The following is a 17320-nucleotide window of genomic DNA, read 5'->3' as shown; positions in this document are numbered from 1 at the left end:
AGGGAGCATCCCAGAGCGACCCGTGCCGCCTGCAGTGATGGAAGGGAGTGCCGATGCTCGACGAGAACGCCGTCCACGAACACGTCCGCGGCATCTGCTTCAAGACCGGCCCGCCCGGACTGGTCGGGGTCGAGGCCGAATGGCTGATCCACGACCTCGGCGCGGCCGGGACCCGCGTCCCGCTGCGCCGCCTGGCGGCCGCCGTCGAGGCGGCCCACCCGCTGCCCGAAGGCAGCCTCGTCACCTACGAACCCGGGGGCCAGCTCGAACTGAGCACCCCCGCCAGGCCCGGCCCCGCCGCCGCGCACCACGCGCTCGCCGCCGACCTGCGCCACCTCGACCGCCACCTGGCCGACGCGGGGCTGACCCGCGACGGCTGCGCCCTGGACCCGCGTCCCGCCGCCCGGCGGCAGCTCACCGACCAGCGCTACGTCGCCATGGAGTCGTACTTCGACAGCTTCGGACCGGCCGGGCGCGCCATGATGTGCTCCACCGCCTCCCTCCAGGTGTGCCTGGACATCGGCCACGACGAGGAGCAGGCGCGGGCGCGCTGGCGGCTGCTGCACCGGCTGGGCCCCGTGCTGCTGGCCGCGTTCGCCAACTCCCCGCTGTGGCGGGGACGGCTGACGGGCTGGCGCTCCACCCGGCAGGCCATCTGGCAGGCGCTCGACCCCTCGCGGGTCACCCCGGTCGCCTCCGGCGGCGGCGACCCGTGGACCGCGTGGGCGCGCTACGCGCTCGACGGCCGCGTCATGGCCGTCCGCAGGAACGACGGTCCCTGGAAGGTGAACCCCGGGCTGCGCTTCCGCGACTGGCTGCGCGACGGGCTCGACGGCGGCCCCACCCTGGACGACCTGACCTTCCACCTGAGCACGCTGTTCCCCCCGATCCGGCCGCGCGGCTGGCTGGAGCTGCGGATGATCGACGCGCTCCCGGAGCCGTGGTGGCCGGTGCCCGTCGCCGTCGCCGCCACGCTGGCCGACGACCCCGTGGCCGCCGACCGGTGCGCCGAGGCCGTGGAGCAGCTCCCGCCCGGCCGGTGGACCCAGGCGGCCCGCCAGGGGCTGGCCGACCGGGCGCTCGCCGCCGCCGCGCTCGGCTCCTTCACCGCCGCCCGCGACGCGCTGCGGCACGCCGAGCCCGCGCTGGCGTCGCTGGTCGACCGCTACATCGAACGATACGTCGAACCCGGCCGGTGCCCGGCCGACGATCTCATCAGCGAGGTGCGCACGTGACCGAGGAAGACCGGATCAAGGAACGCGTCGCCGTCGAACTGACGTCGGCCCGGCGGCGCAGCCTGGGGCTGACCGTGGACGTCCTGGAGTCGCCGGAGCTGGTGGCCCAGCACTCCCCGCTGATGTCGCCGCTGGTGTGGGACCTCGCCCACATCGGCAACTACGAGGAGCAGTGGCTGGTGCGCGCCGCCGCCGCCGACGACCCGCTGCGGCCCGACCTCGACCACCTGTACGACGCGTTCGAACACCCGCGCGCCGACCGGGTGACGCTGCCGCTGCTGCCCCCGGCCGAGGCCAGGACCTACCTCGACGAGGTGCGCTCGCGCGTGCTCGGCTCGCTCGAACGCGTCCGCCTGACCCCCGACAGCCCGCTGCTGACCGGCGGATTCGCGTACGGGATGGTCATCCAGCACGAGCACCAGCACGACGAGACCATGCTCGCCACCCACCAGCTCCGCCAGGGCGCCCCCGTGCTGGAGGTCCCCGGCCAGGCCGCCCCCTTCCTCGCCCCCGAGGCGCCGGAGGTGCTCGTGCCCGGCGGTCCGTTCGAGATGGGCACCACCGACGACCCCTGGGCCTACGACAACGAACGGCCCGCCCACCAGGTGGACCTGCCCCCGTACTGGATCGACGCCCACCCCGTGACCAACGCCGAATATCTGGCCTTCATCGACGCGGGAGGCTACGAGCAGCCCCGCTGGTGGCACGAGAAGGGCCGGAGCCGGCTCGCCAGGACTGGCAAGCGCGCCCCGGCGTTCTGGCAGCGGACCGGCGGCCAGTGGGTGCGCCGCCGCTTCGGCCGGATCGAGCCGCTGCCGCCCGACGAGCCGGTCCAGCACGTCTGCTGGTACGAGGCCGACGCCTACGCCCGCTGGGCGGGCAAACGGCTGCCCACCGAGGCCGAATGGGAGAAGGCCGCCCGCCACGACCCCGCCACCGGCGCCTCCCGCCGCTTCCCCTGGGGCGACGGCGAACCCGGCGACCACCACGCCAACCTGGGGCAGCGGCGGCTCGGCCCGGCCCCGGCCGGCTCCTACCCCGCGGGCGCGTCCGCCCACGGCTGCCGCCAGATGATCGGCGACGTGTGGGAGTGGACGTCCACCGACTTCACCGGCTACCCCGGCTTCCGCGTGTTCCCGTACAAGGAGTACTCCCAGGTGTTCTTCGGCGCTGAGTACAAGGTGCTGCGCGGCGGCTCCTGGGCCACCCACCCCACGGTGGCGCGCGGCACGTTCCGCAACTGGGACTACCCGATCCGCAGGCAGATCTTCTGCGGGTTCCGCTGCGCGAGGGACGCCGGCTGAATGTGCCGCCACCTCGCCTACCTCGGGCCGCCCATCGGGCTGCACGAGCTGCTGTACGCGCCGCCGCACTCCCTGCTCACCCAGTCGTACGCTCCGCGCAGGCAACGCCACGGCCGGGTGAACGCCGACGGGTTCGGCGTGGGCTGGTACCACCCCGGCCGCGACAACCCGGTCCGCTACCGCCGCGCCATGCCGATGTGGGCCGACGCCTCCTTCACCGACGTGGCCCAGGTCGTGTCCTCCACCTGCGTCGTGGCCGCCGTCCGCGACGCCACCCCCGGCTTCCCCGTCGACGAGTCCTGCGCCCAGCCGTTCACCAGCGACGGCTGGCTGTTCAGCCACACCGGCGCCGTCACCGGCTACGCCGCCGTGGAGGAACGGCTGTGCCGCGAGGCCGGACGCCAGGCGCCCGACGCCCGCGCGCCGGTCGACTCCGCGCCCCTGTTCGGCCTGGCCGTCCGGCTGTGGCGGCAGGGACGGCCGCTCGACGACGCCCTCGCCGCCGTCACCGCCTACGCCCGCGGCCTCGCGCCCGGCCGTTACAACCTGCTCGCCACGGACGGCGTCCGGCTGGCGGCCACCGCCTGCGGCGACGGCCTCTACCTGCGCCGGACCGGCCAGGCCGTGCTCATCGCGTCCGAACCGTACGACGACGGCCCCGGCTGGACGGAGATCCCCGACGGATCGCTCGTCACCGCCGGCAGCGCCGGAGTCACCGTCCGACCACTTCAGGAGACCTCATGCCTCAACCTGTGATCGAGCGCCACCTGACCGCCCGCGACCTCGTCGAGTCGCTGCGCCGCGACGTCCGCGACGGGCTCACCGGGCCCGTCAGGAGCGTGCCGCCCAAATGGGGGTACGACGAGCGCGGCAGCGAACTGTTCGAGCAGATCACCCGGCTGGGCGAGTATCACCTCACCCGCGCCGAACGCTCCATCCTGACCGCCAGGGCCGCCGAGCTGGCCGCGCTCACCGGCGCCGACACCCTGATCGAGCTCGGCGCCGGATCAGGGGAGAAGACCCGGCTGCTCCTCGACGCGCTCGGCGACGCCGGGCACCTGCGCAGCTACGTCCCGGTCGACGTCAGCGGCGACTTCCTCGCCGACGCCGCCCGCCGGATCGGCGCCGACTACCCCGGCCTCTCGGTACGGGCCATCGTCGCCGACTTCGAGGGCGACCTGGGCGTGCTGCCCGACGAGGGCCGGCGGCTCGTCGCCTTCCTCGGCTCGACCGCCGGCAACATGTCGCCCGTCGAACGGCTGTCCTTCTACTCCCGCCTGCGCACCGCCATGCGCCCCGGCGACGCCCTGCTGCTCGGACTGGACCTGGTGATGGACCCCGACCGGCTGGACGCCGCCTACGACGACGCTCTCGGCCTCAGCGCCGAGTTCAACCGCAACCTGCTGCACGTCATCAACCGGGAGCTGGACGCCGACTTCGTTCCCGACCTGTACGAGCACGTCTCCCTGTGGGACCCGGACGCCGAGTGCGTCCGCAGGCGGCTGCGCGCCAGCACCGACCAGCAGGTCCTCATCCGCGACCTCGACCTGGAGGTGCGCTTCGCCGCCGGGGAGGAGATCGACACCGAGATCTCGGACAAGTTCCGGCGCGGCGAGGTGCGCGAGGAGCTGCGCCTGGCCGGGTTCGACCCGGTCCGCTGGTGGACGGACCTGCCCGGCGACTTCGCCCTCTGCCTCGCCGTCCCCTCCCCGGAGGCCGCGCGTCCGACAGGCTGAGGGCAGGTCAGCTCACGGCCGGGGCGGGCGGGTCGCGGTGAGGCGGGCGCGCAGGGCCGCCTTGACGCCGGGCCAGTCCTCGGCGGTCGCGGCGAACATCGCCGAGTCGCGCAACCTGCCCTCCTCGCCCGGCGCCCACGACACCGACCAGGAGCGCAGCACGCCCTCGAACGGGATGCCGAGCCGTTCGAGGGCCCGGCGGCAGCGGGCGTTGCGGGCGTCGGTCTTGAGGTCGACGCGGGCGACGCCGAGCGTCTCGAAGGCGTACGTCATCAGCAGCAGCTTGGCCTCGGCGTTGATCCCGGTGCCCTGCGCCGAGGCGGCCAGCCAGGTGAACCCGATCTCGATCGCGCGCAGCCCGGGCCGGTCCGGCCGGCCGCGCGGATCCCACAGCCCGGTGCATCCCACCGGCCTGCCGTCGGCGACCCGTACCTGCCCGAACGGGGTCAGCCCGGCGCGGCCGAGCTGGGCCGCCACGTAACCGGCCATCTCCGCCGCCCGCGGCACCAGCGTGAACCCGTACGACGACCGCTCCTCCTCGGCGGCCTCCGCCAGGCCGGCCACGTGCCGCGTGCCGAGCGGCTCCAGCCGTACGAGGTCACCGGCCAGCACGGGGACGTCGAGCCGCATGGGGTCTCCCTTTCCGGGTCAGGGGCGCAGATCATGCCATCGCCGCCGGGACGCCGTCAATCGGCGGGACGCGGGGTGAGGCCCGCGGTGACCAGGTCGATGAGCAGGTCGAGGACCCTGGTCTGGAGATCGGGGTCGCCGAGCCGGTCGGCGAACATCGGCACCACCAGCACGCACTGGAGCACCCCGATGACCACGGCGGGCTCGGCGGCGACGAGCTCGCCGTCCGCCTGCCTGGCCGTGACGTACGCGCCCAGCGCGGTCGCCGGGTTGCTACCAGGCGGCGTCCGGCGACACGCTGCCGCGCGGGAGGTCGCCGCGGTCGATGCGGACCGAGCTGGTCGTGCCGTCGCGCAGGTCCAGCCGGTGCATCCGCCAGGCGTGCGTGAAGAGCAGGTGGCGGCCGGTGCCGTCGACGTCGAACCGCATGGCGAGCGAGGCGCCCTTGGGCGGCTCCGGCTTGGCGAGCAGCGCCGGGACCCCGCCGTCGGCGGGGATGCGCTCGACCGCGTAGCCGACGGCGTAGACCAGCGCGGTGCCGTCGGGGGTGTACGCCACCGACGTCATGGGCGGCACACCCGACGCCGGTCTGAGAATCCGGGTGGCGGCGAACAGATCCTTCTCCGGGCTGGTCAGGTCCAGGACGCCGAGCCCCTGGGGCGACGACACGACGGCGAGGCTACGCCCGTCCGGCGCCCACGACAGGCCGGTCACCAAGGCGTCGCCGGAGTGCCAGTCGCGCCGCCTGCCCGTGGTGACCTCCACGACGGACACGACGCTCCCGCCGGGCACCAGGTCGGCGAACGCGAACCGGCTCCCGTCGTGGCTCAGCGCCAGCGCCGGCACGACCCCGGGCACGCGCGCCCCGGTGTCCGGCACCAGCTCGGGCGCGCCGGGCCGGCCGTCGTCGCCGAGCCGGACCCGGAAGAAGCGGGTGCCCGCCGGGCTGGTGCCGGAGAACAGGAACGTCCGGTTGTCGGGCGCCGCCGCCCCCAGCTTCCACGACGACTCGACCCCCGGCGGGAGCGGCACCGCCGCGATGAACCTGCCGGTGGCGGCGTCGTGGACGGACGGGGGCACCGGCGTGATGACCGCCTCCTTGGACCCCTCCGGGAAGCGGGCGGCCGGCAGGTTGGCGGCGACGAAGAAGCGCGGCGGCCCCGTCACCGGCAGCGCCGCACCGGTCGCCGACGCCTCGGCCAGCGACGACACGAGGGCCGGCTTGCCCGGCGGCGTCATCGGGGACGCCATCGGCGGCGACCCGGAGGGCCGTACCGGGGGCGACCCGGAGGGCCGTATCGAGGGCGCTTCGGAAGGGGACGCCGCGAGGTGCGGTGTGCCCGAGGGGCCCGTGGGCCCGGTCGGGGGAGTGGGCGGCGCGCTGGGGAGCCCGGCCCCATCCTGTGCGGCCCCGTCCTGCGCGGCGGCGGGCAGGAGGGTGACGCGCCCGGAGCCGGGCTGCTCCCCGCACCCGCCCAGGCACGCCAGCACGAGTAACCCCGACATGGCGACCGCCGCGCGCGAAAGCATGTGTCGATCATCAGCCGCTCCCGCGTGGCCGTCAAATCCCTGGGAGGCGGGAATCGCGACAAGACGAGACGGTTCGTCTTGACGACGGATCCGATGGCCCTTACAGTCATCACATCGAAGGCGAGACGAACCGTCTCGTCGCTTACCGATCGGAGTCCCGTACATGCGCACCTGGTTCATCACCGGAGCCAGCCGCGGCCTCGGCCGCGCATTCGCCCTCGCCGCCCTGGAGCGCGGCGACCGGGTGGCCGCCGCCGCCCGCACCATCGCCCGGCAGGACTTCGACGACCGCTTCGGCGACCGGGTGCTCGCCCTGCCGCTGGACGTGACCGACCGCGATGCCGTGTTCGCCGCCGTGGACACGGCCGCCGCGCACTTCGGCGGGCTCGACATCGTGGTCAACAACGCCGGGATCATGTCCTCGGGCATGGTCGAGGAGTTCACCGAGGCCGAGGCGCGGGCCCAGCTCGACGTCAACCTCTTCGGGGCGATGTGGGTCTGCCAGGCGGTCATGCCGCACCTGCGCGCCCAGGGGTCCGGCCACATCGTGCAGGTCTCCAGCATCGCCGCCCTGGGCGGCTTCCCCAGCACCGGCCTCTACAGCGCGAGCAAGTTCGCGCTGGAGGGCATGAGCGAGGCGCTGGCGATGGAGGCGGCGGCCTTCGGGGTCAAGGTCAGCATCGTCCAGCCCGGCGGCTACTGGACCGACCTCTACACCAGCATGACGGCGACCGCGCCGAAGCCGGAGTACGGCCCGCTCCGCGCCGAGCTGGAGAAGCAGTGGGCCGAGGGCTCGATCGACAGCGAGCCGAGGCTGGCCGCCGAGGCGCTGCTCAAGCTCGTCGACAGTGACGACCCGCCGCTGCGGCTGCTGCTCGGCAGCATGGTGTACGACCTGGCCTTCGACATCTCGCGGCAGCGGATGGCGACCTGGAGTGCCTGGGAGCAGGTCAGCCGCGCCGCCGAGCACGCCGTCCCCGCGCCCGGTGGCGACTCCTGACCCGGCCGCGCCCCCTGGGAGCGCCTCAGGCCCGTGCCTCGCCGGACCGGGCGCGCCACATCGTCGCCCCCGCGGCCAGGACGAGGGCGGCGGCGAGCCAGAGGACGCCCTGGAGCGGCAGCGCGTCGACGATCGTGCCGCCCGCCAGCGCGCCGAGCCCGATCGCGAGGTTGAACACCGCCACCCACAGGGCGGTGGCCTCCTCGACCGCCTCCGGCGCCGCCTTGATCATCCACGTCTGGAGGCTGGTGGAGACGCCGCCGTAGGACAGGCCCCAGGCGAGGAGCAGCGCCACCCCGCCCACCGCGCCGGCCCCGGCCACCGGGTAGAGCAGCACGGTCGTCCCCAGGGCGGCGGCGATGGCGAGGATCGTCCGGCGCGGCCGCCCGGCCACGGCGGCCCCGGCGACGAAGTTGCCCACGACGCCGGCGACGCCGAAGGCGAACAGCAGCGGCCCGACGAACCGCGCGTCGATGCCCGACAGGTCCCGCAGCACCGGGGTGACGAACGTGTAGGCGGCGAAGTGCCCGGTCACGATCAGGAAGGTGGCCAGGATGCCGGCGCGGACGCCCGGGTTGCGGAACTGGCCGGCCAGCCGCCGGAGCCCGACGGGCCGTGCGGCGGCGAGCGGCGGCAGCACGGCCAGCAGGGCGACGAGCACGACCAGCGCGAGCGCGCTCAGCGCGCCGAAGGCGATCCGCCAGTTCGCCAGCCCGCCGATCACGGTGCCGATGGGGACGCCGAAGACGTTGGCGGCCGCGACGCCGCCGAAGATGACGGCCGTGGCCCGGGGCACGAGCGGCGCGGGCACGAGCCGTACGGCCAGGCCGCCGGCGACGGCCCAGAACCCGCCGATCGCCACGCCGACCAGCACCCGGGAGGCGATCAGGAGCGGGTAGCCGGGGGCCAGCGCGGAGGCCAGGTTGGCCGCCGTCATGAGCCCCATCAGGGCGACCAGCAGGAGCCTGCGGTCCATCCGGCCGACGAGCAGCGGCACCACCGGGGCCGCGACGGCGGCGACGATGCTCGGCACCGTGACCATCAGGCCCGCCGCGCCCTCGGACACCGCCAGCGCCGATCCGACGGGGGCGAGCAGCCCGATCGGCAGTTGTTCGGCCGTCACCAGCAGGAACGTGCCGAGGGACACCGCGGACACCGCGGTCCAGCTCCTCGCCGTGCGCGTCACGGTCATGTCGGGTCTTCCTCTCCTCATTTGGGAGCGATCGCTCCCATATGACCGCAGACCCTAGTACGGGAGCGATCGCTCCACAATTCCGGGTAGGATGACGACCATGGCGCGACCCAGGGAGTTCGACGAGCAAGAGGTGATCGCCAAGGCCACGGACCTGTTCTGGCGTCGCGGCTACAACGCCACGTCGGTCCGCGACCTCGGCGCCGAGCTCGACCTCAAGCAGAGCAGCCTCTACCGCACCTTCACCGACAAGCGCGCACTGTTCCTGCGCACGCTCGACCACTACCGGGCCACCGAGTCCACGCAGGCCGAGGAGCGGCTCAACGCGCCCGGCGCTAGCGTCGAGGTCCTGCGCGACTGGCTCCACTGGATGGTCGGCCACGACGCCGGCCGGGGCTGCTTCGTCGTCAACACGGCCGCCGAGCTCGGCACCACCGACCCCGGCGTGCGGCAGAAGACCGAGGCCGCCTTCGACGTCACCCGCGAGACCCTGGCGTCCCTGCTGCGGCGCGGCGTCCACGACGGCGACCTGCCCGCCGCACTGGACGTCGAGGCCGCCGTAGAGCTGCTGTTCACCACCGTGCTCGGGCTGCGCCTGCGCGAACGCGCCGGGCACGACCCCCGGCGCCTCGCCACGGCCATCGACTACGCCATCAGGACGATCTCCGCCGCCGACCGCTGATCAGCGGCGGGTCAGGCGCAGCGTGACCAGCTCGAACGGGCGCAGAGTCAGCGCGACAGCCCCGTCCTCGTGTGGCAACTCCCGCAGCGGCCGCTCCAGCAGGTCCGTCGCCGTCACCGTGCCGACCGGGAACCCGGCCCTGAGCGTCGTCGCCGCCCGGCCGCCGCGCGACTCGTGGAAGCGGACGACCACGTCGCCGCTGCCGTCGTCGGCCAGCTTCACCGCGGTGACCACCACGGCGTCGTCGCCGACCGTGACGAGCGGCGCCACCGGGACGTCGCCGGGCAGCTCGCGCTCGGGCAGCGTGAGGAAGTAGCCCTCGCGCACCGCGTCGCCGATCGCCGCGCCCGGCACCAGCGCGTGGACGAAGGCGTGCGCCCCCTGGTCGGTCTCCGGGTCGGGGAAGCGCGGCGCGCGCAGCAGCGACACCCGCACCGTCGTGGTCGTGCCGCCGTCGTCGCGCACCGCCCGGGTCACGTCGTGCCCGTACGTGGACGCGGTCACCACCGCCGCCCCCCAGCCGGGCTCCTCCACGTGGACGAACCGGTGGTTGCACGCCTCGAACCTGGCCGCCTCCCAGCTCGTGTTCGTGTGCGTGGGGCGCTGGACGTGGCCGTACTGGGTCTCGGCGGCGTAGCGGTCGGCGCGCACGTCGAGCGGGAAGGCCATCTTGAGGAGCTTCTCCGTCTCGTGCCAGTCCACCTCGGTCCGCACCTCGATCCGGCCCGCGGCCAGCGTGTACGTCTGGGTGACGGAGGAGGAGCCGAAGGACCGGGTGACGCGGACGGCCCGGCCGTCGGCCGTGAGGTCGTCCACGCAGGTCAGGTCGGTGACGGTGTTGCGGTAGAACTCGTCCACGTCCCAGGCGTCCCACCTGTTGGGCAGGTCCTGGTGGAGCTGGAGCAGGGCGGCGGCGTCGCCGGGCGGCAGGCTCTCGCGGCGGGCGCGGTGGTCGTAGGCGGAGACGATCAGGCCGCGCCCGTCGATCTCGGCCCGGACCAGCCCGTCGTCGAGCACGTACCCGCCGCCGTCGCGCGGGCGCACGGTCACGGCCGGCGCGGGCTCGGCCGGGGCCGCGCCGCCCGCCGGCACGCCGCGCCGGGCGTGCGGGGCCGCGTTGAACACCAGCCGCCCGCCCGCCGGGGCGTCGCCTGCCAGCGCCCGCTGCGCCGCCAGCACGATCTCCTCCAGCTCGCGTGCCAGCCGCGCGTACGTGTCGCGCGCCTCGCGGTGCACCCAGGCGATGGACGAGCCGGGCAGGATGTCGTGGAACTGGTGCAGCAGCACCGTCTTCCACACGCGGTCGAGCTGCTCGTACGGGTACGGCGCCCCGGTGCGGACGGCGGCCGTGGCCGCCCACAGCTCGGCCTCGCGCAGCAGCGCCTCGCACAGCCGGTTGCCCTGCTTGGTCCCGGCCTGGCTGGTCAGCGTGGCGCGATGCAGCTCCAGGTAGAGCTCGCCCACCCACACGGGCGGGTTCGGGTAGTCGGCCTCGGCCCTGGCGAAGAACGCGGCTGGGCTCTCCCAGGTGACGGTGGGGGAGCCCTCCAGGTCGCGCAGGCGGGCCGCCTTGCCGACCATCTCGCGCGTGGTGCCGCCCCCGCCGTCGCCCCAGCCGGTGGGCGCCAGGGAGTGGCGGGCCGCGCCCTTCTCGCGGAAGTTGCGCGCGGCGTGGGCCAGCTCGCCGCCCTTCATCGAGCAGTTGTAGGTGTCGACCGGCGGGAAGTGCGTGAAGATCCGCGTGCCGTCGATGCCCTCCCACAGGAACGTGTGGTGCGGGAACCTGTTGACCCGGCTCCACGAGATCTTCTGCGTGAGCAGGCGCCTGGCCCCGGCGGCCTTGATGATCTGGGGGAGCCCGGCGGCGAAGCCGAACGTGTCGGGCAGCCAGGCCTCCTCGTTGTCGATGCCGAACTCGTCGATGAAGAAGCGCTTGCCGTGGACGAACTGCCGGGCCATCGCCTCCGAGCCGGGCATGTTCGTGTCGGACTCCACCCACATGCCGCCCGCTGGGACGAACCGCCCCTCGGCCACCGCCTTGACGACCTGGGCCCACACCTGCGGCCGGTGCTCCTTGATCCAGGCCCACTGCTGGGCCTGCGACATGGCGAAGACGAAGCCGGGCTCGTCGGCCAGCAGCGCGGTCATGTTCGCGGCGGTGCGGGCGACCTTGCGGACGGTCTCGCGCAGCGGCCACAGCCAGGCCGAGTCGATGTGGGCGTGCCCGACGGCGCTGATCCGGTGCACCGACGGCGCGGCCGGCACGGCGAGCACCCCGGCCAGCTCGGCGCGGGCGGCGGCGGCCGTGGCGTTGACGTCCTGGAGGTCGATCCGGTCCAGGGCGCGGTCCACGGCACGCAGCACGTCCCAGCGGCGGGCGCCGTCCACCGGCAGCTCCGCCATCAGCTCGCCCAGCACCTCCAGGTCGAGGACGAGGTCCCACACGGTCCGGTCGAAGACCGCCAGGTCCATGCGGCCCAGCCGGTACAGCGGCGCGGTCCCGGCGGTGTCCCGGTCGCCGAGCGCGGTGGGCCGGAACAGGGGGTGGCCGAGGATGACCGGGTTGGAGGCGGCCTCGACGTGCAGCCGCACGCTCTCGCCGCCCCGCGCGGGCGCGGCGACGCGCACCCACTGGTTGCGCGGGTTGAGCCCCTTGACCGGGCTGCCGTCGGGCAGGTGGACGAGCCCCTCGCACTGGAAGCCGGGCATGTTCTCGTCGAAGCCCAGGTCGAGGACGGCCTCCACGATGCGGCCGCGCCAGGCCGCGGGGACGGTGCCGGTGACGGTAAACCAGCTCGTGCCCCACGGCGCGCCCCAGGCGTCGCCGGCGGCGATCGGGGCGGGGACGGCGGCCAGCCCCTCGGCCACGCTCACGGGCTCGCCGGGCGCGTGCCACACGGCCACGTCCAGGGGCACGGACTCCGGGTACACCGCGGGGCGGATGCGCTCGTCGAGCACCCGCTTGAGCCGGGCTTCGACCAGCGCGCGGTCGTCATGCATGGGAACTCCTCGGTGGGGTGACGGGGCTCGGCGCGTACGGTCCCCGGCGGGCAGGGTGACCGCATGGGTTAGCATGGCCGTCATGGAGATCGAGGTCGACAGAATCTAGCCACCGAGCTGCCGGTGGCTTCCATCGGCGCAGGGCGGGTGCCCGCGCCGGTGCATGACCGTTTCTCCCGACGCGGGAGTGTGTGTCCGCCCTGTGGGGTGTCGACCCGCCGCGTCCGGGCTCTCCGGCACGCTCGCACCGGTTCCGGTCCCCGATTCGTGCCCGCGAACGCGCGAATCCCCTCCGTAGCTGACGGGAAGAGCACTTCACCCATGTCCAAGTCTGTCATCACCTTCCGCGACCTGTCCTTCGAGTGGCCGGACGGCGCCGTCGCGCTCTCGGGCGTCAACGGCACGTTCGGCGCCGGGCGCACCGGCCTGATCGGCCGCAACGGGGCCGGGAAGTCGACGCTGCTGCGCCTGATCGCCGGCCTGCTGAAGCCGACCTCGGGACACGTCGAGACCGCCGGCGAGGTCGGTTACCTGCCGCAGACGCTCACGCTCCGGCACGACACGACGATCGCCGAGCTGCTCGGCATCGACGAGGTCATCGCCGCGATCAGGGCCGTCGAGTCCGGCGACGTCGACGAGCGCCACTTCGACACGATCGGCGACGACTGGGACATCGAGTCCCGCGCCGACGAGGCCCTGCACCAGATCGGGTTCACCGCCGCGGACCTCGGCCGCCGCGTGGCCGAGGTCTCCGGCGGGGAGGCGATGCTCATCGCCATCACCGGGCTGCGCGTCCGCCGCACCCCGATCACGCTGCTCGACGAGCCCACCAACAACCTCGACCGGCCGACCCGCGCCAAGCTCGCCGGCTTCGTCGACCAGTGGCCGGGCACGCTCGTCGTGGTCAGCCACGACCTCGAACTGCTGGAGCGCATGGACCACACCGCCGAGCTGCACGCCGGCTCCCTCGACACCTTCGGCGGTCCGTACAGCGCCTGGAAGGAGCACCGGGAGCAGGAGCAGGCGGCGGCGGTCCAGGCGGCGCGGTCGGCCCAGCAGGCGCTCAAGGTCGAGAAGCGGCAGCGGATCGAGGCCGAGACGAAGCTGGCGCGCAGGGAGCGCACCGCGAAGAAGACGCAGAAGGACGGCGGCATCCCGCGCATCCTGGCGGGCAACCGCGCCAGCCGGGCGCAGGCGTCGGCCGGGTCGTTGCGCTCCACGCTCGACGACAAGGTGCAGGCCGCGCAGGCGGCGGCCGACGCCGCCGACGCGCGGGTGCGCGACGAGGAGCACATCAGCCTGGTGCTGCCCGATCCTGGCGTGCCGCGCGGGCGGCGGATCGCCGAGCTGCACGACGGGGACCTGACCGTGGTGATCCAGGGGCCGGAGCGGGTGGCGCTCGTCGGGGCCAACGGCAGCGGCAAGTCGACGCTGGTCGAGCAGCTTCTCCGGGGCTCGGAGCCCGTGCCCGGCAGGCCGTACGGGCGGCTGCTGACCGAGCTGGTCGGCTACCTGCCGCAGCGGCTCGACGGGCTCGACGACGAGGCGAGCGCGATGGCGAACGTGGGCGCGGTCGCCCCCGGGGCGGCGCAGGGCACGATCCGCAACCAGCTCGCCCGGCTGCTGCTGCGGGGCGACAGCGCCGACCGCCCGGTGCGCACGCTGTCGGGCGGCGAGCGGTTCCGCGTCGCGCTCGCGCGGCTCCTGCTGGCGGAGCCGCCCGCCCAGCTCCTGATCCTGGACGAGCCGACGAACAACCTCGACCTCGCCAGCGTCGAGCAGCTCGCCGAGGCGCTCGACGCCTACAGGGGCGCGCTGCTCGTCGTCAGCCACGATGTCGCGTTCCTGGAGCGGATCGGCGCCGGGACGGTCGTGGAGCTCGACGGGGAGGGCCGGATGCGGCAACGCCGCGACCTGACCGGGTGACGACTCACCCGGACCGTTCCATATCCCCACTACCTCCTATTTCCTCTGTTTACTGAAATTCCAGACAACGCCTGACTATTTTCGGAATGCTTAATATCCGATATCTGCGCCCCGAATTCCGCTTGCCGGTGCCATACTGGGCACTGGCAAGCTTGTGGGAGCGCTCCCATGAGGAGGTCTGACGAGAGGCGCGCGATCCGAATGACGGCCTACGACGGGCCCCCGTCACGCCGGTGGGCAGCTCACGTGTGGTGGATCGCCCTGGCCGTAGGCGCCGGCGGCTTCGTGTTCGTCTGGCTCGCCACCCCGCACGCCCGGGAGATCGGCAACACCTGGGACCTCGTCGCCCGGCTCGCCGCCTTCGTCTGCCTGTGCGTCGCGATCGCGTTCTTCCCGTACGTGTCGCCGCGCCTGCACTGGCTGCTCTGCGTGCCGTTCCTGTTCTTCACCGGCTATCTCATTCCGCGCGTCAGCTGGTTCTATTACGGCGACGGCGCACGGCTCCAGGGCGACAGCTTCTACACCCATCTCTATCTGCTGCTCTATCCGGGAATCGTGCTCACCGTCGCTTCCGCCTACCGGCTGGCCGGCGGCAGCCCCGGCCGCACGCTGAAGATCATGGCCAGCGGCGTCGTCATCGTGTTCTCGGGGTTCCTGGACGTCATGTGGCAGGTGGTCAACCCCGTCGAGATCCCCGAGCTGATCGACGCCCCGCACATCAACCTGTTCACCGGCGGTCCCATCTCGTTCGGCGCGGCGATCGTCTTCACGCTCGCGCACGTCCCGATCGTCGTGGTGATCAACCTGCTGCCCCTGGACCGCTGGATCGGCCGCCTGCTCGCGCCCCGGCCCTGAGGCAGGCGTACGACTTCACGGAGGTGACCCATGCCCCGCACCATCGACGTCTCGGTCGCGGCGCCCGCCTACAACGAGGCGGCCAACATCGCGGCCTCTGTCCGGGAGTGGCGCGACTACCTGCGCGGCCATCCGGCGGTGGGCGCGTGGGAGATCGTCGTGTGCGACGACGGCAGCTCCGACGGGACCGGCGCCATCCTGCGCGACCTGCGCAAGGACGTGCCGGAGCTGGTCGTCGTCACGTTCGGCCGCAACCGGGGCGCCGGGGCGGCGATCGCGGCGGCGATCGCCGCGACCCGCCTGGACTGGGTGGTGCTGCTCGACTCCGACGGCCAGTTCCCGATCGCCGAGCTGGACCGCTTCCTGCCCCGCGCGCTGGCGGGCGACGGCGTGGCGTTCTCCGGGGCCCGGCTCAGGAAGGCCGACAGCCTCCCCTACCGGTGGGGGTCGGCCGCCAGCGGCGCCGTCAGCAACGCCCTGCACGGCACCCGCTTCCGCGACTTCAACTCCATCTTCAAGCTGGTACGCGGCCCGCTGCTGCGCTCGGTGCCGCTCGAATCCGGCGGCATGAACTGCTCCACCGAGATCACCGCCCGCGTCACCGAGCTCGGCCACACCTGGGTGGAGATCCCCATCAGGCACCGCGCACGCGGCGGCGGCCGGCGCGGCTGGCGGTTCGCGCGCGGCGCGCTCGACCGCGCACTGTTCGTCGCCTACCTCGGCTTCCGGCACCGGCTGTTACGCCGCGGGGTGCTGCGCGCGCCGCTGCCCGCCGAGGAGCGCTGATGGCCGGCCCGCAGCAGCAGGCCCCGTGGCGGGTCACGATGTTCGGCGGCGGCCGGGGCGCGGCCAGCATCGCCCGCCGGCTGCTCGCCACGCCCGGCGCCGCGCTCACCCTGCTGATCAACGGCTACGACAACGGGCTGTCCACCGGGGCGCTGCGCCGCTACCTGCCGGGCATGCTGGGCCCGTCGGACTTCCGCAAGAACCTGCTGCTCCACCTCGACGCCGGAGACCCGCGCCTGGCCCTGCTGGAGCGCCGGCTGCCCGGCGGCGCCACCCCGGCCGACCTGGGCCGCCTGATCGACGAGCTGGCGGCGGCCGGGCCCGGCCTGGAGCCGATCGTGCGCGACCTGAAGGTGTTCGCCGCCCGGCTGGCCGCCCGCCCGGACGGGCTCGACCTGGCCGACTGCGCGCTCGGCAACCTCGTGCTCGCCGGGGCGTACCTGCGCCTGGACCGAGACTTCAACGCGGCCGTGCGCGCCTGCGCCGAGATGTTCGGCTCGCCCGTCGCCCTGGAGAACGTGACCGGCGGCGAGAACGCCTACCTGGCGGCGGTCAAGGCCGACGGCACGCTGCTGGCCGACGAGGCCGACATCGTCGGCCCGCAGAGCGCCGAGCCGATCACCGGGCTGTTCCTCCTGAGAGAGCCGATCATCGGCCCGCTCACCGGCACTGAGCTGGCCCGGCGGGCCGCCACGATCACGCCGAACCCGCGCGCGCTGGCCGCGCTGCGCGACACCGACCTCATCGTGTACGGGCCGGGCACGCCGCACTCGTCGCTGCTGCCGAGCTACCTGACGCCGGGGATCGCCGAGGCGATCGCGGGCAGCCGGGCGGCGGCCAAGGTGTTCGTCGTGAACCTGCGTGACGACCACGACAGCCAGGGCCTGACCGCCGCCGACCTGGTCGGCCGCACGCTGACGTACCTGGGCGACCCGGGCAACGAGCGCGGCACCGTCACCCACGTGCTGTGCCACGGCCGGACGCCCCCGCCCCGCGCCGGGCTGCCGGGGGCCCGCTGGGTGGCGGCCGACCTGGAGGACGAGCGCAGGCCGGGCACGCACAGCGGCGCCCGCACGGTGGAGGCGCTGGCGGCGGTGCGGGCCGGGACGAGCCTGGCGCGGGCCGGATGAGCGCCCGATGAGCCCGATGAGCCCGATGAACACCGCCGTGCGCGCCGCCGTGACCGGACGGCGGGTCTGGCTGTGCGACCTCGACGGGACGCTGGTGGACTCCGGCCCCGCCCACGAGGCCGCGTTCCGGCAGGCGATCGCCGAGCTCGCGCCCGCCGCGCTGGCCTCCTTCCGCTACGCCGCGCACGCCGGGGCGAGCACCGCCGAGGTGGCCGCCCGGCTGGTCGCCGACCCGGACGTGGCCGCCGAGCTGGCCCGGCGCAAGCAGCTCCGCTACCGCGAGCAGGTGGCGGCGGGCCCGGTCGCTGTCTTCC

General features: G+C 74.1%; 16 protein-coding genes. 11 read left to right on the top strand and 5 right to left on the bottom strand.

The features are described from left to right. Nucleotides 1-53 precede the first annotated feature (53 nt). Genes egtA through egtD form a run of 4 tightly spaced genes read left to right on the top strand, consistent with a single transcriptional unit; the run spans nucleotide 54 to nucleotide 4275 of the window. The gene (gene egtA / locus KME80_RS40050) at nucleotides 54-1235 is read left to right on the top strand and encodes an ergothioneine biosynthesis glutamate--cysteine ligase EgtA (protein ID WP_246646534.1); all 1182 of its coding nucleotides are present in this window, start codon (nucleotides 54-56) and stop codon (nucleotides 1233-1235) included. Continuing rightward, on the top strand, nucleotides 1232-2539 hold the full coding sequence (gene egtB, locus KME80_RS40045; protein WP_219514797.1) for an ergothioneine biosynthesis protein EgtB: 1308 nt from the start codon (nucleotides 1232-1234) through the stop codon (nucleotides 2537-2539). Before egtA ends, egtB begins: the two co-directional genes overlap by 4 nt. Beyond that, nucleotides 2540-3295, top strand: coding sequence for an ergothioneine biosynthesis protein EgtC (egtC, locus tag KME80_RS40040; protein WP_219514794.1), 756 nt, complete (start codon nucleotides 2540-2542; stop codon nucleotides 3293-3295). It abuts the gene before it with no gap. Continuing rightward, nucleotides 3280-4275, top strand: coding sequence for an L-histidine N(alpha)-methyltransferase (gene egtD / locus KME80_RS40035; RefSeq protein WP_219514785.1), 996 nt, complete (start codon nucleotides 3280-3282; stop codon nucleotides 4273-4275). The genes egtC and egtD overlap by 16 nt, the downstream gene beginning before the upstream one ends. A gap of 12 nt (nucleotides 4276-4287) precedes the next feature. On the opposite strand, the gene KME80_RS40030 is transcribed toward egtD, so the two are convergent. The 3 genes from KME80_RS40030 to KME80_RS40020 all read right to left on the bottom strand — a co-directional run bounded on the left by KME80_RS40030 (nucleotide 4288) and on the right by KME80_RS40020 (nucleotide 6435). Next, on the bottom strand, nucleotides 4288-4905 hold the full coding sequence (locus KME80_RS40030) for a GNAT family N-acetyltransferase (protein ID WP_219514783.1): 618 nt from the start codon (nucleotides 4903-4905) through the stop codon (nucleotides 4288-4290). A 56-nt stretch (nucleotides 4906-4961) separates the two neighbouring features. Next, a complete protein-coding gene (locus tag KME80_RS40025) occupies nucleotides 4962-5102 on the bottom strand; it encodes a hypothetical protein (RefSeq protein WP_219514781.1) in 141 nt (46 codons plus the stop codon). Nucleotides 5103-5178: 76 nt separating this feature from the next. Further along, nucleotides 5179-6435: a WD40 repeat domain-containing protein gene (locus tag KME80_RS40020; protein ID WP_219514779.1), complete on the bottom strand. Its 1257-nt coding sequence runs from the start codon at nucleotides 6433-6435 to the stop codon at nucleotides 5179-5181. 163 nt (nucleotides 6436-6598) lie between these two features. Here KME80_RS40020 and KME80_RS40015 point away from each other — a divergent pair, with 163 nt between their 5' ends. Next, the gene (locus KME80_RS40015) at nucleotides 6599-7435 is read left to right on the top strand and encodes an SDR family oxidoreductase (protein ID WP_219514777.1); all 837 of its coding nucleotides are present in this window, start codon (nucleotides 6599-6601) and stop codon (nucleotides 7433-7435) included. Nucleotides 7436-7460: 25 nt separating this feature from the next. Here the strand turns inward: KME80_RS40015 and KME80_RS40010 are convergent, their stop codons facing one another. Continuing rightward, entirely contained in the window at nucleotides 7461-8627 is a 1167-nt protein-coding gene (locus tag KME80_RS40010; RefSeq protein ID WP_246646533.1) for an MFS transporter, read from the bottom strand. 100 nt (nucleotides 8628-8727) lie between these two features. Here KME80_RS40010 and KME80_RS40005 point away from each other — a divergent pair, with 100 nt between their 5' ends. Then, nucleotides 8728-9309 (top strand): TetR/AcrR family transcriptional regulator, encoded by a 582-nt coding sequence (locus tag KME80_RS40005; protein ID WP_219514773.1) that lies wholly within the window; start codon nucleotides 8728-8730, stop codon nucleotides 9307-9309. Here KME80_RS40005 and KME80_RS40000 read toward each other — a convergent pair whose 3' ends face one another. Continuing rightward, nucleotides 9310-12309, bottom strand: coding sequence for an alpha-mannosidase (locus tag KME80_RS40000; protein ID WP_219514771.1), 3000 nt, complete (start codon nucleotides 12307-12309; stop codon nucleotides 9310-9312). It lies immediately after the preceding gene. Nucleotides 12310-12630: 321 nt separating this feature from the next. On the opposite strand from KME80_RS40000, the gene KME80_RS39995 reads away from it, so the two are divergent. The 5 genes from KME80_RS39995 to KME80_RS39975 all read left to right on the top strand — a co-directional run. Beyond that, nucleotides 12631-14235 carry an ABC-F family ATP-binding cassette domain-containing protein gene (locus KME80_RS39995; RefSeq protein WP_219514770.1) on the top strand — a complete coding sequence of 535 codons (1605 nt, stop codon included), beginning with the start codon at nucleotides 12631-12633 and terminating at the stop codon, nucleotides 14233-14235. 246 nt (nucleotides 14236-14481) lie between these two features. Beyond that, complete coding sequence (locus KME80_RS39990; protein WP_308126123.1) at nucleotides 14482-15090, top strand: hypothetical protein; 609 nt, start codon at nucleotides 14482-14484, stop codon at nucleotides 15088-15090. A gap of 30 nt (nucleotides 15091-15120) precedes the next feature. Beyond that, entirely contained in the window at nucleotides 15121-15876 is a 756-nt protein-coding gene (locus tag KME80_RS39985) for a glycosyltransferase family 2 protein (protein WP_219514768.1), read from the top strand. Continuing rightward, nucleotides 15876-17006 (top strand): 2-phospho-L-lactate transferase CofD family protein, encoded by a 1131-nt coding sequence (locus KME80_RS39980; RefSeq protein WP_219514766.1) that lies wholly within the window; start codon nucleotides 15876-15878, stop codon nucleotides 17004-17006. The genes KME80_RS39985 and KME80_RS39980 overlap by 1 nt, the downstream gene beginning before the upstream one ends. Before the next feature lie 7 nt (nucleotides 17007-17013). Next, nucleotides 17014-17320 (top strand): HAD family hydrolase (locus KME80_RS39975; RefSeq protein ID WP_504739732.1); only part of this gene is annotated, 307 nt, incomplete at its 3' end.

The organism is Nonomuraea ceibae, assembly GCF_019396325.1.
GTDB classification, from domain to species: Bacteria; Actinomycetota; Actinomycetes; order Streptosporangiales; family Streptosporangiaceae; genus Nonomuraea; species Nonomuraea ceibae.
Note: the sequence above shows the minus strand (reverse complement) of the source record. Positions and strands in the feature narration are given on the sequence as shown.

Coding starts and splice junctions, on each gene's coding strand:
- KME80_RS40000 (WP_219514771.1), bottom strand. CDS start 12,309: ATGCATGACGACCGCGCGCTGGTCGAAGCCCGGCTCAAGCGGGTGCTC.
- KME80_RS40030 (WP_219514783.1), bottom strand. CDS start 4,905: ATGCGGCTCGACGTCCCCGTGCTGGCCGGTGACCTCGTACGGCTGGAG.
- KME80_RS40005 (WP_219514773.1), top strand. CDS start 8,728: ATGGCGCGACCCAGGGAGTTCGACGAGCAAGAGGTGATCGCCAAGGCC.
- KME80_RS40020 (WP_219514779.1), bottom strand. CDS start 6,435: ATGCTTTCGCGCGCGGCGGTCGCCATGTCGGGGTTACTCGTGCTGGCG.
- egtD (WP_219514785.1), top strand. CDS start 3,280: ATGCCTCAACCTGTGATCGAGCGCCACCTGACCGCCCGCGACCTCGTC.
- KME80_RS39980 (WP_219514766.1), top strand. CDS start 15,876: ATGGCCGGCCCGCAGCAGCAGGCCCCGTGGCGGGTCACGATGTTCGGC.
- egtA (WP_246646534.1), top strand. CDS start 54: ATGCTCGACGAGAACGCCGTCCACGAACACGTCCGCGGCATCTGCTTC.
- KME80_RS40010 (WP_246646533.1), bottom strand. CDS start 8,627: ATGACCGTGACGCGCACGGCGAGGAGCTGGACCGCGGTGTCCGCGGTG.
- KME80_RS40015 (WP_219514777.1), top strand. CDS start 6,599: ATGCGCACCTGGTTCATCACCGGAGCCAGCCGCGGCCTCGGCCGCGCA.
- KME80_RS39985 (WP_219514768.1), top strand. CDS start 15,121: ATGCCCCGCACCATCGACGTCTCGGTCGCGGCGCCCGCCTACAACGAG.
- KME80_RS39995 (WP_219514770.1), top strand. CDS start 12,631: ATGTCCAAGTCTGTCATCACCTTCCGCGACCTGTCCTTCGAGTGGCCG.
- egtC (WP_219514794.1), top strand. CDS start 2,540: ATGTGCCGCCACCTCGCCTACCTCGGGCCGCCCATCGGGCTGCACGAG.